General features: G+C 72.8%; 7 protein-coding genes. 1 reads left to right on the top strand and 6 read right to left on the bottom strand.

Annotated features, from left to right (window positions below; genetic code table 11):
- Nucleotides 1–104: 104 nt before the first annotated feature.
- The 6 genes from ABEA24_RS32490 to ABEA24_RS32465 all read right to left on the bottom strand — a co-directional run bounded on the left by ABEA24_RS32490 (nucleotide 105) and on the right by ABEA24_RS32465 (nucleotide 10,828).
- Nucleotides 105–893 (bottom strand): isocitrate lyase/PEP mutase family protein, encoded by a 789-nt coding sequence (locus ABEA24_RS32490; protein WP_345435410.1) that lies wholly within the window; start codon nucleotides 891–893, stop codon nucleotides 105–107.
- Nucleotides 894–1,109: 216 nt separating this feature from the next.
- Nucleotides 1,110–2,579 carry a sigma-70 family RNA polymerase sigma factor gene (locus tag ABEA24_RS32485; RefSeq protein WP_345435408.1) on the bottom strand — a complete coding sequence of 490 codons (1,470 nt, stop codon included), beginning with the start codon at nucleotides 2,577–2,579 and terminating at the stop codon, nucleotides 1,110–1,112.
- 519 nt (nucleotides 2,580–3,098) lie between these two features.
- Nucleotides 3,099–4,541, bottom strand: a complete 1,443-nt coding sequence (locus tag ABEA24_RS32480; RefSeq protein ID WP_345435406.1) for an RNA polymerase sigma factor — start codon at nucleotides 4,539–4,541, stop codon at nucleotides 3,099–3,101.
- Nucleotides 4,542–4,726: 185 nt separating this feature from the next.
- The gene (locus ABEA24_RS32475; protein ID WP_345435404.1) at nucleotides 4,727–6,412 is read right to left on the bottom strand and encodes an AMP-binding protein; all 1,686 of its coding nucleotides are present in this window, start codon (nucleotides 6,410–6,412) and stop codon (nucleotides 4,727–4,729) included.
- 140 nt (nucleotides 6,413–6,552) lie between these two features.
- A complete protein-coding gene (locus ABEA24_RS32470; RefSeq protein WP_345435402.1) occupies nucleotides 6,553–8,052 on the bottom strand; it encodes a sigma-70 family RNA polymerase sigma factor in 1,500 nt (499 codons plus the stop codon).
- Between the two features lie 178 nt (nucleotides 8,053–8,230).
- Nucleotides 8,231–10,828: a substrate-binding and VWA domain-containing protein gene (locus tag ABEA24_RS32465; protein ID WP_345435400.1), complete on the bottom strand. Its 2,598-nt coding sequence runs from the start codon at nucleotides 10,826–10,828 to the stop codon at nucleotides 8,231–8,233.
- Between the two features lie 451 nt (nucleotides 10,829–11,279).
- Here ABEA24_RS32465 and ABEA24_RS32460 point away from each other — a divergent pair, with 451 nt between their 5' ends.
- A complete protein-coding gene (locus ABEA24_RS32460; RefSeq protein WP_345435398.1) occupies nucleotides 11,280–12,128 on the top strand; it encodes a TrmH family RNA methyltransferase in 849 nt (282 codons plus the stop codon).
- Nucleotides 12,129–12,162 lie beyond the last annotated feature (34 nt).

Genomic DNA, 12,162 nt, shown 5'->3' with positions numbered 1-12,162 from the left:
CCGCCGAGCTTCCGGTGACCGGCCGTGGGTCTCGCCGCCGCCCTGCCCGCACCGTACGCTCGCCATCGGGGAACCGGCTCGAGGACGGAGCTCGCTGAGCGCGCTCAGGATGTGAGCACGTCCGGGGCCTCGCCGGCGTGGAGGCGCTCGGCGAGGCGGCTCAGCAGGTCGAGTGTCGCGCGGTGCAGACCGGGCCCGAACGTCACCCGCCGGACCCCCAGCTCGCCCAGCCGGGCGAGGGAGGGCATGCCGGGGTGGTGCAGCACGTTGAGCGGCGCGGGGATCCGCTCGACGAGGGCGGCGATCACCGCTTCGTCGGCGACCATGATCGTGAAGATTCCGTCGGCGCCGGCGTCGAGGTAGGCGCGGGCGCGGCGGACGGCCTCCTCCAGGCGTTCGGCGTCCGACAGGTCCGGCATCGCCCCGGCGCCGTACACGTCGACCCGGGCATTGATGAACAGCTCAGGGTCGGCCTCCCGTAGCGCGGCGATCCGCTCGGCCTGCCGGTCGACGTCGGCGAGGACGCGGCCCGCGTCGGCCGACTCGCCATGCAGCGTGTCCTCGTAGTTGCAGCCCGCCGCACCGGCCTCGCGCAGCCGGTCGGCCAGTTCGGCCGACGGCAGGCCGTACCCGGCCTCGGCGTCCACCGAGACCGGTACATCGACGCTGCGGGTCACCCGTCCGGCCGCGGCGAACATCTCCTCGGACGGCGCCGCCTCGCCGTCGCCGTAGCCGAGGCTCGCGGACACCGCGTGGCTGGCGGTGGCGATGGCCGGGAACCCGGCGTCCACGAGGACGCGGGCGCTCGCCGCGTCCCAGGCGTTCGGCAGGATCAGGGGACGGTGTTCGTCGTGCAGGGCGCGCAGCAGCGCCTTCTTGGCAGACAGGTCCATGACGCCGACCGTACGGGCCGGCGCGGGCCGCCGGAATGGCCACTCGGCGGCCGCCGCCGGGAACCAGTCGACCGCTCGGACGGCGCGGCGACTCGGTGACCGGCCGCTCCCGCGCGGATCTCCGCAGCCGGCCGTCCCATGGGGATCTTCGCGATCGGCCGTTGCCTCGTGGAGGTCTCCGGACCGGGTGCCGTCCGGGGAGGTCGCCGTGCGCGGTCAGCAGTGCCAGGTGACGCGGGCGACCTGACCCGTGTTGAAGTAGACCGCTCCGCTGCCATCGCCCCAGCACCATTCGCGCGGGCGGCTGACGTTGAGGTACACGGGATGATTCGGCCATGCGCTGCCGCTGCCGCCCGTGCTGACGCCCTTGGCGCCGGTGACGGCCCAGTTCACCGGGGCTCCCTCGGCGACCAGTGTCACCTGGCAGTCGTAGTCGCCGTGGTCCATGGAGCACCCGGTGACGGTGAACCTGATCGGCTGCGAGGAGGGCGCCGTCGGGTGCGGCCGATGCGGGCCGGGCCGCGTGTGGTGCGTGGGCAGGGCCGGCGCGCTGGTCTTGGACGGCGTGGGGGTCGGTGTCGGCGTGAGGGTCGGCGTCGGCGTGGGCGAGCCGGTCTTGGCGGTCGGCGAGGCGCCGGCGGAGTGGGAGGACGTGCCGCCGTCACCGGACGGAGAGTCGCCGGGAGCGGCCGCGGCGGCGTCACCGCCCGTGGGCCGCTCGCCGCCTGACCCGCTCGATCCGGGCGATACGAGGAAGAAGCCGCACAGGACGAGGACCGCGCAGGCCGCCGCTCCGGCGACGACCCACACGCGCGACGCCTTCCGCGACCGCCCCTCAGGTTCCGGCGGCGTGGTCGGCGCGGGCGGCGGGGGATCGAGGCGCATCGCGATCGTCGCCCTCGTCGGAGCGTGCTCCGGCGCGAACGCCGTGGCCAGGATGCGGCCGCGAAGGTTCTCCGGGACGGCGGCGGCCGGCATGGCACGCAGGAGCTGCGCCGTGGGGACGTCGCGGTTCACCCGCAGGCCGCAGATGGGGCAGCCGGCGATGTGCCGCGCCAGCGTCGCGCAGCGCTCCGCGTCCAGTGGCTGTCCGGGCGGGCCCGCCAGGGCCGGGACGCTGGGGCAGTCGTCGCGGCCGGTCGCCGCGATGACGACGGCGGAGAAGGCGTCGTCCAGGTCGTTGCGGGCCTGCTCGACCAGTACCGACGCCTCGTGCGGCGTCTTCGAGAGGACCAGGCCGAGCTCCTCGTGGTCCAGCCCGTGCCGTACGGCCAGGTCGAGCGCCTCGCGCTGCTGTCCGTTGAGCGCCAGCAGGGCGGCGTGCACGAGCGCGCGGGTCGCCTCGTCGATGCCGCCCTCGGTGTCGGCCTCCGGCGCCCGCCGGCGTTCGGCCGGGAGCTCCGCGTTCGCCCGCCTGCGCATGCACTCGGCACGGGTCGTGGCGTACAGCCATCCCCGGAACAGCCGTTGGTCGGACAGCGTGGAGATGCGCTCCCGCACCATGATCAGCGAGTCGTGCACGGCCTGCGACGCCGTCTCCTGGTCGCGCAGCAGGACGTGGCAGTAGTCGAACAGCCGCGCGGCGTACGCGGCGCAGAGCTGAGCGAGGGCGTTCGTGTCGCCGGCGTCGAGTGCCCGTGCCAGCCGCTGGTCGTCGGCCCTGTCGATACCCGGCCAACCGGCCACGTTGATCCTCCCCGCTGATCGGTTCATGTCCCCCAGAGCCCGGATGTCCCAGGCGCACCGTACGGTTCACGAATCCTGCCATCAACGGGCCGGAGATTCGCCGTCTTCCGCGATGAATGTGTTCATGCCGACAGCGCCGCCCGGCCCGTTCCGGCGGCGGAGGAGCCCGGCCGCGGGCGGCCGAAATCTCGCGTGGCCAGGCCACCGGTTCCCGATCAGCGGGACGGGACCGCGGCCGGCTCCGTCGACGGTTCCCCGCCGGCGGGACTGGACCATGGCCCGCTCGGTCGGCGGTTCGCGACCAGTGCGACGGAACCGTGCCCGGCCCCGTCAGTGGTTCCCCGTCGGCGGGACGGGACCGTGGCCAGCTCGGTCAGTGGCTCGCGATCAGCGCGGTGGGGCCGTGGCCGACCCCGTCAGCGGGACGGGACCGTGGGGGCTCGGTCAGGGGTTTCCCTTCTGCTCGGTTCCGTCGGCGGTTTCCGATCGGCGCGACGGGGCCGGTCGATCCGGGGTCCGTCAGCAGTTCCACTGCACGCCGGCCGACGCGCCGGAGGAGAAGGACACCGAGCCGCTGCCGCCGCCGATACAGATGCCCGAGTACGTGCGGGACACGGTGACGTGGGCCGACTCGCCGGTGCCGAGGTCGCCGCTGCCGCCGGCGCGGATGGCTCCGCTGGTGCCGGAGACGGACCAGGACACGGGCCCGCCCTCCGCGGTCACCGTCACGCTGCAGTGGCTCGACCACTTCATGTCGCATCCGGAGACGGTCAGTGTGCCCGGCGTGGTCGCGGGCGGCTGCGTGGGCGTCGTCTCGGGAGGTTGGGTGTTCCCGGGCGACTTGCTGCTGTGCTTCGGCTTCGGGGTCTTGCTCTTCGACGGCGTGGGCGTCGGCGTGGGGGTGCCCGACTTCTTGGTCTTGCTCGGCGACGCGCTGCCCGGGGAGTCGGACGGGTCCTCGCTCGGCGACCCGCTGGGCGGAGCGGCGATGGCCTGGTTGCCGGAGTTCTCCTTGCCACCCGAGCCGGGCAGCACGAGGAGGATCCCCGCGAGGACCAGGACGCCGAAGGCGGCCGCGCCGACGGCGACCCACACGCCCGGCCTGCGGCGCGGTTCGTCGTCGGACTCGTACTCGGGTTCGGGTCGCGGCGGGTCGGACCGCATCGCGACCGTCGCCCGCATGTCGGCGTACTGGGGTGTCGCCGTGCCGAGCACGCGGGGTCGCATGTCGTCCGGCACGGCGGCGATCGGCATCGCGTGCAGCAGCCGGGCGGTCGCCACCTTCCGGTTCGCGCGCAGGCCGCAGATCGGGCAGTTCCCGATGTGGCGGGCAAGCCTGCCGCAGGTCTCGGAGTCCAGCGGCCGGCCCTCCGGGCCGGCCAGCGCCGCGACGCTGGGGCAGTCGTCGCGCCCGGTCGCCGCGACGACCACGGCCGCGAACGCGTCGTCCAGGTCGTTGCGGGCCTGTTCGAGGAGTACCGACGCGTTCTGCGGCGTCTCGTTGAGGATCTCGGCGAGCTCGTGCGGGTCGAGCTCGTGCCGCAGCGCGAGGTCGAGGAGCTCGCGCTGCTGGCCGCCGAGCACCATCAGGGCGGCGTGGACCAGCCGCCGGGTCGACTCGTCCGTCTCCACGAGCCCTTCGGCCTCGCGCGCCTTCTGCCGGTTCTCGGGGATCCCGGACTCGGCGCGGCGGCGCAGGCATGCGCCCCGCGTGACGGCGTACAGCCATCCCCGGAACAGCCGCGCGTCCGGCAGACTCCCGATCCGTTCCTGGATGATGATCAGAGAGTCGTGCAGGCCCTGCGCGGCCAGATCCTGATCGCGGAGCAGCACGTGGCAGTAGTCGTACAGCCGCGCCGCGTACGCGTCGTAGAGCTCCGCCATGGCGGTGGTGTGACCCGCTCGCAGAGCCTGTGCCAGCCGCTGGTCATCGGCCCTGTCGATGGTCGGCCACCCGGCCACGAATCCTCCCGTTGTGCTCGCCGAAAAGGACACAGACGCCCCATGGGCATCGTTGGTTTACGCATCCTGCCACCAATCGACGGCCCAAGGGCCAGTTTTGGTAGCAAATGTGGCATAGCAGACAACGGTGAGTCATCTTTTTCTGCGTCGTGCGAGAAACCCTGACGCTGAGTGACCGAAACCCGTCAGGTCGTCAGGTCCGGGAAGTCCTCCTCGCGGTACTCGCCGGCGCGGCGTTCCTCGCCCTCCAGGCCCCGCAGCTCGACCCGCCGGATCTTCCCGGAGATGGTCTTCGGCAGCTCGCCGAACTCCAGACGGCGCACCCGCTTGTACGGGGCCAGCCGCTCCCGGCAGTGGGCGAGGATCGAGCGCGCGGTCTCGGCCGTCGCCTCGTGCCCGGCGGCGAGGGAGACGTACGCCTTCGGCACGGCCAGGCGCACCGGATCGGCGGCGGGCACGACGGCGGCCTCGGCCACCGCGTCGTGTTCCAGCAGCACGCTCTCCAGCTCGAACGGTGAGATCTTGTAATCCGAGGCCTTGAAGACGTCGTCGGTACGGCCCACGAACGTGACGTAGCCGTCGGCGTCCTTCGACGCGACGTCACCCGTGTGGTAGTAGCCGCCGGACATCGCCTCGTCGGTGCGCCCGGCGTCGTCGCGGTACCCGGCCATCAGCGCGAGCGGGCGGTCCGCCAGCTCGATGCACACCTCCCCCTCGCCGGCGGGCTCCCCGGTCACCGGATCGATGAGCGCGATCCGGTAGCCCGGCAGCGGACGGCCCATCGATCCCGGCTTCAGCGGTTGCCCTGGCGGGTTGCCGATCTGCGCCGTCGTCTCGGTCTGGCCGTAGCCGTCGCGCACCGTCAGGCCCCAGTGCTCGCGGACCTGCTCGATGATCTCCGGGTTGAGGGGCTCGCCCGCCGCCACCGCCGTGCGCAGGCTCAGCCGCCACGCCGTCAGGTCCTCCTGGATCAGCATGCGCCACACCGTCGGCGGCGCGCAGAACGTCGTCACCTCGCACCGCCGCATGACCTCCAGCAGCGCGGGTGCGCCGAACCGCGCGTAGTTCAGGACCAGCACGCAGGCCCCGGCGTTCCACGGCGCGAAGACGTTGCTCCACGCGTGCTTGGCCCAGCCCGGCGAGGAGACGTTGAGGTGCACGTCGCCGGGGCGCAGGCCGATCCAGTACATCGTCGACAGGTGCCCCACCGGGTACGAGGCGTAGGTGTGCTCGACCAGCTTCGGGCGGGCGGTCGTCCCGGAGGTGAAGTAGAGCAGCAGCGTGTCGCCGGCGTGCGTCGTCTCGCCGACCGCGTCGTACGGCTCGTGCCCGTACGCGTCGCCGAACGTCAGCCAGCCCTCCGCCGGGCCCACGGAGATCCGCGTCCAGTCCCTCTCCAGGCCCGCGAACTTCCCGGTGTCGGCGGCACCGGTCACGACGTGAGAGACGCCGCCGCGCTCGATCCGGTCGCCCAGGTCGTCCGCGGTCAGCAGGGTGGTCGCCGGGACGACGACGGCGCCGAGCTTCATCGCCGCCAGCATCGTCTCCCACAGCTCGACCTGGTTGCCGAGCATGAGCAGGATCCGGTCGCCCCGGCGCACGCCCCATTCGTGCAGCCGGCCGGCGACCCGGCTCGACCGGTCGGCCAGCTCTGCGAAGGTCAGCTTCAGCTCGGAGCCGTCCTCCTCGACGATCCACAGGGCCGGCCGGTCGGGGGTCTCGGCGGCCAGCACGCCGTCGAACCAGTCCAGCGCCCAGTTGAACCCGGTGACGTCCGGCCAGCGGAAGTCCCGGTAGGCGGTCTCGTAGTCTTCGGCGTTCGCCAGCAGGAAGTCGCGGGCGGCTCGGAATGTCGCGACGTCAGGAGTCATGTCGCGAATCTTGGCACCACACCCGTGCGTTCGTAAGGACCTCGTCACCCCCGACCGGGATTCTTCGCCACCGGAGACGGCCCGGCGCCGAGCCGTGGCCCTGCTCGCCGGGCGCCTGTCCGCGCCGTTCGTGAGCCGCGTCAGCAGGTCCACGACAGCGCGACCGCGCCGTTCGGGGAGAAGGAGACGCCGGACTTCTCGACGGGCGGGGTCGCGGCGCACGCGGAGGCCGTGTCGGCGGTGACCGTCAGGACGGCCGACTGCCCCGCCGCGAGCGTGCCGCGCAGCAGGCCGGTGATGTTGACGTAGGACCCCGAGCTCGCCGTCCAGCGTACGGTGCCGCCCCGCGCGGTGAGCCTCACCGTACGGGAGTCGCCGGTCCCGGTGGACTCGACGGCGAGCGTGCCCGGAGTGGGTTTCGTGGTCGGCCTCCGGCTGCGGGTGGGCCGCGGTGTCGCCTTCGGCCTGGTCGTCGATGGTTTCGGCGTCGGTGTCCTGGACGTACGCGTGGGGGTCGGGGTGGGCGTCGTGGGCGTCGGGGTCGGTTCGGGGGAGTCCGGGCTGTCCTCGGCCGACGGGCTGTCGGACGGGACGGCGTCGGTCCCCGCCGCGACGGGGCGCCGCGCGTCGCCGGACGGGTGCCGGGAGGACGATCCGCCGGCGACCAGGAAGATGGCGCCGGCCACCAGGAGGACGCACGCGGCGGCGCCCACGGTCGGCCACAGCGGGGGCACGCCCTTCCGGGTGTCCTCGCGGGCCGGCCGGACGCGTTCCACGTTCGCCGGCCAGCCCCAGGCGTCGAACGGCTCGGCGCGATGGGCGATGTGCGTCCGGGCCTCGTGCCGGTCCCGGGCTGCGGCCAGGGACAGAACGGCCTCGCGCAGGCCGGAGGGGAGCGCCGCGACCGGCAGCACCTGCAGGAGCCGGTTCGTCGACACCTTGCGGTTGCGGCGGTCCCGGCAGGTCGGGCAGGAGGCGATGTGCCGGATGAGCTTCTGGGAGACCTCCGGCGGCAGCGGCCACTCGTGCTCGTCGACCAGCGCGGCGACGCTCGGGCAGTCGCCCCGGCCGGTGCGCGCGATGATGGCGGCGGCGATGGCGTCCTCGAGCTCGTCGCGGGACTCGGCGACCAGGTCGATCGCCTGCTGCGCGGAGATGCCGAGAACGCCGGTCAGCTCCTCGGCGGACAACTCGTGGCGAACGGCCAGGTCCACCGCCTCGCGGTGCCGGCCCGGCAACCCGGCGAGGGCGCTCTGCACGAGCCGGCGGGTCTCCAGGCGTTGGCGGCGCTCCTCGACGTCGAGGAACGTGTCGTCGGCCTCCTCGGCCGCAGGGTGCCGCTCCTCCGGCGTCTCCGGGTCGCGGAGGAGCCGCAGGCACTCGTTGCGTACGAGCGCGTAGAGCCAGCTGCGGAACCGCTCCGGCTCGCGCAGTTTTTCAATATGCGTCAGCGCGGCGATCAGGGAATCATGGAGCGCGTTCGCCGCCAGATCCTCATCGCGCAACAGCGCGTGGCAGTAGTCGAACAGGCGTGGCGCGTAGACGTCATAGATCTGCGCGAGCGCCGTGGCGTCGCCGGCGCGCAGTTCCTGCGCAAACCGGCGGTCATCGACGCGACCGAGACTGGGCCAACCGGCCACAGCGACCTCCCGGAGGTGTGGTGTCGGACGCGCCCCCGGAAAAGAGAAGGAGGCCCGACGCCCCGCTCCCGTCGGGCCTCCACATGAAAGACGCCGCTTCGGAGACCTTGGTTCACACGATCTCCAGATTTTTTTCAGCCGACTCGGCAGGCGGGTCGCCGAGCCGGATTTCCGCAGGTCAGTGCGTGATACGCCGCGCGATCGTGTTCAGGAAGATCCGCTGGATCTCCTGGGGCTTCATCGCCTGGTACGCCGCGCCGTCGGTCTCCGCGGCGATCTTCTGCATGGAGGCCATGTCCACGTCCGGGCCGAAGCCGATGAACAGGATCATGATCGGCTCGGTCGGGTCCTGCTCCTTGCGCAGCGTCCGGAGCAGGTTGCTCAGCGAGATGCCGTTGGTGTCGTCCTCCTTGCCGTCCGTCAGCACGAGGACGGAGTTGTAGTAGCCCGTCTTGTACGTCTTCTTCATCGACCGGAACGCCGCCAGCACCGAGTCGTACAGCCCGGTGTCGCCGTCGGGCTTCGGCCGTACGCGGCCGAGCGCGGACAAGATCGCCTGGCGGCGCGTTCCCGATCCCAGGCGGGTCGACAGCGGGCCGATCGGCACCTCGGTGCGGTAGTCCTGCGTGCCCTGCAGCTTCGTGGAGAACGTCCACAGCCCCAGGTCGGTGTCGTCGGGCAGCATCGCCAGGCCGCCCTGGGCCACCTGGGCGGTCGCCTCCATCCGCGTGACGCCCTTGCCGACCGGCTGCGACATGGACCCGGAGACGTCGAGGAGCGTCAGCATCCGGGTGCGCAGCGACAGCTTCGTCCAGGCCTGCATGACGTCGGTGACGTCGTTCGACGCCGGTGTCGGGAGGGCTCGCGGGATCCGCGGGCTCAGGCCGTTCGCGCTGCCGAACCCGGTGCCCGCCCGGCCGTCGGGCGTGCGGAACCCGAGAGCGCGCACCGCGGCATGGGCCTGCTCGGTGCTCATCGCCTTCTCCAGCAGCGCCGCCGCGCGGACCTTCGCGTCATCGTCGGTGGTCAGCGCGAACGGGTGGTCGAGGCTGAGCATGCCCTCGTTGGGATAGATCGCGCTGGCCGGCGCGGCGGGCTTGCCCTGGTTGTACTTCCAGACCGCCTGCTCGGGAGCGATCACCACGGGCGCCCGGCCGTGCAGGTTCCGGTGGAAGCTGGCGAACAGCGCCTGGGTGTTCGGCGAGATGCTGTTCTGCACCTTGCGCGTGATCTGGGTGAAGATCGCGTCGGCGTTCGGGTCGCCCTGCAGCAGCATCCGCGTCATGACGACCGCGCCCAGCCCGCCCGCGTTGCGGCCCGGGTCGAGGATCTGCAGGTGCACGGAGTCGGCCGGGAGCATGTCGTTCTTGCTGACCGCGCCCGCGGCGAGGGCGTCGGTGGCCTTGAGCAGCATGTCCCAGGTCGGCCGGATGCCCTGGTTGTGGATCTTGTTGGCGAAGGCCCGGGTGGTCGCGACGACGAGCGGGGTCTCGGCCACGCTCGTCGGCGTGCTGCGGACGGCGGCAGCGCCCTTCGGGGAACTGCGCATCAGCGTGATCCACAGCGACGAGTCCGGGATCCACACGTCCGGGGACACGTCGCCCGGCACCACGCCCTGACCGGACAGGATGGTGGACGTGCTCGCCGGGTCGGCGGCCTTCACCGTCGCCTTGACGCACTTGCCGTCGACGGAGTGCCTCTCCTTGGTGAACGACGTGGCGATGTCACTGACCGCCGGCGCGATGTCGGGCGCCGCCGCGACCTTGAGATCGATCGGCGTGCCGCCGCACTTGCTGCTGTCGGCGAGGGCGTACACGCCCGCGCCGAGCAGGATGGCCAGCCCGACCGCACCCGCCAGCGGGCCGACCAGGGCGCTGATGGAGCGCCGCCGCTGAGCCCGGCGCCGACCCGCGCCGGACGGGGGAGGCCCCGATCGGCCGTCGTCGAAGCCGCCCTGTCCCGGCCCGCCGGAGCCCGGACGCCCCGGACCTCCGGGACCGCTTTCTCCCGGGCCGCGGCCCTGCCCGCCTTGACCGGAACCGGTGCCGCCTCCCGGCTGCCCCGGCCCACCGCCGTACCCGGGACCGCCGTCGTAACCGGAGCCACCGCCGGGCCCGGCCAGGCCGCCGCCCTGCCGGCCGAAGAACCCGCCGCTCGCCACATAGGAGGGGGAGTCATAGGAGCCGTTGTCGTAGCCGTCGCGTTCGCCCGGCGGGCCGCCGCCCGCTCCGGAGGGGCCGCGGCCGTACGGGTCGCGCTCACCCGGGCGGCCGCCGGCCCCGGACGGGGCGTTGCCGTAGGGGTCGCGCTCACCCGGGCGGCCGCCACTGGGTCCGTAAGAGCCATAGGGGTCGCGTTCGCTCGGCGGGCCGCCGCCGGTCCCGTAGGAGCCGTTGCCGTAGGGGTCGCGTTCGCTCGGCGGGCCGCCGCCCGGACCGTACGAGCCGTTGCCGTAAGGGTCGCGTTCGCTCGGCCGGCCGCCGCCCGGACCGTACGAGCCACTGCCGTTGTCGTCGCGCTCACTCGGGCCGGAGTTGCCGGCGCCGTAGGGAACGTTGCCTTGACCAGGCCGCTCGTTCGGGCCCGGGCCGCCGGCGGCGCCGTAGGCGCCCTGCGCGTCGTTGCCGGGAGCGCCCCACCCGGACGGGCGCGGCGCGAAGGGACCGGAACCGTCGCCGTACGCCCGGGGTCCGGTGGCGTGACCGTCTCCCGACGGCGGATGGCCGTCGCCGGGCATCTCACCCGGGGGCATGTCGTTGCGGCGACGTCGGCTCACAGCTGTCCCATCTCCCGGCGGTCAGGGCTGAGTGTAGAGCGGAACTGTAGCGGTCTTCGCAATTCGTAACAAAGATGATCAAATACGATGATGCCGCAGGTCAGTCCAGTAAAGATCAACTGCAAACCCTGCGGTGTCCGGTTCCGGAAGCGTATTTCCGGTATCCGGAGCGCGCCATCGTGCGCCGAGACCCCGCCGGACCGGGGCGTCGACCGTTCTCACCGTCCGTTCATCGTCGGCCCCCGTGATGCGGTCGTTCCGTCACTCTGAGTCGCACCGGCCGCTCCGCACTGACGGCGCGGATCGGCCTGTCAAGCGCGCGTCAACCCTTTGGTGACTCTCGTCCACATTCCCGTCCGCGGCCATCACGGCGAGCGTCTCGGCCGCGTCCGAGGCGCCGGGCAGCGGTCACGATCGTGTTCACTCCCGGCGTGGCGCGATACTGAAGGTCATGGCCCGCCTGATCACCGTGACCGACCCCGCCGACCCGCGGCTCGCCGACTACGTGCGCCTGCGCGACGTCAACCTGCGCAAGAGCCTGGAGGCCGAGCACGGACTGTTCATGGCCGAGGGGGAGAAGGTCATCCGGCGGGCGGTGGCGACCGGATATCCGGTGCGGTCGGTGCTGACGGCACGGCGATGGGTCGAGCCGTTGTCCGACGTGTTCGGCGACGCTCCCGTGTACGTCGCGGACGATGACGTGGTCGAGGCGGTGACCGGGTTCGCCGTGCACCGCGGGGCGCTGGCCTCGATGGAGCGCCTGCCCTTGCCCTCGGTCGCCGGCGTGCTGGCCGGTGACCTGCCCGGCCAGGGGACCGGCGGGCGCGGCGAGGTCCCGCGCCGGATCCTCGTGCTCGAGGATCTGGTGGACCACGGCAACGTCGGGGCCATCTTCCGGTGTGCGGCGGCACTGGGGATCGACGCCGTGATCCTGTCGCCCCGGTGTGCCGACCCGCTCTACCGGCGGTCGGTGAAGGTGTCGATGGGCGCGGTGTTCGCCATTCCGTACGCCCGGATGGGCGACTGGCGCGACGGCCTGGCCGAGGTACGCGCCGCCGGGTTCACGCTGCTCGCCCTGACCCCGGACCAGTCGGCGGTCCCCCTGCACAAGGTGCCGCGGGGAGAGCGGGCCGCCCTCCTGCTCGGCACGGAGGGCGACGGGTTGTCCTCGCGCTGGCTGCGGGAGGCCGACCATCCGGTCTGCATCCCCATGAGCGCGGGCGCGATGGAGCTGGGCGTCGACTCCCTCAACGTGGTCGCCGCCACGGCCATCGCCTGCCACGAACTGATGCGCGACTGAGCCCACCGGCCCGCCGCCGAGCCCGCCGGCTCCC

Source organism: Actinoallomurus vinaceus, from assembly GCF_039542055.1.
Taxonomy (GTDB): domain Bacteria; phylum Actinomycetota; class Actinomycetes; order Streptosporangiales; family Streptosporangiaceae; genus Actinoallomurus; species Actinoallomurus vinaceus.
This window is presented reverse-complemented; position numbering and strand designations above follow the sequence as displayed.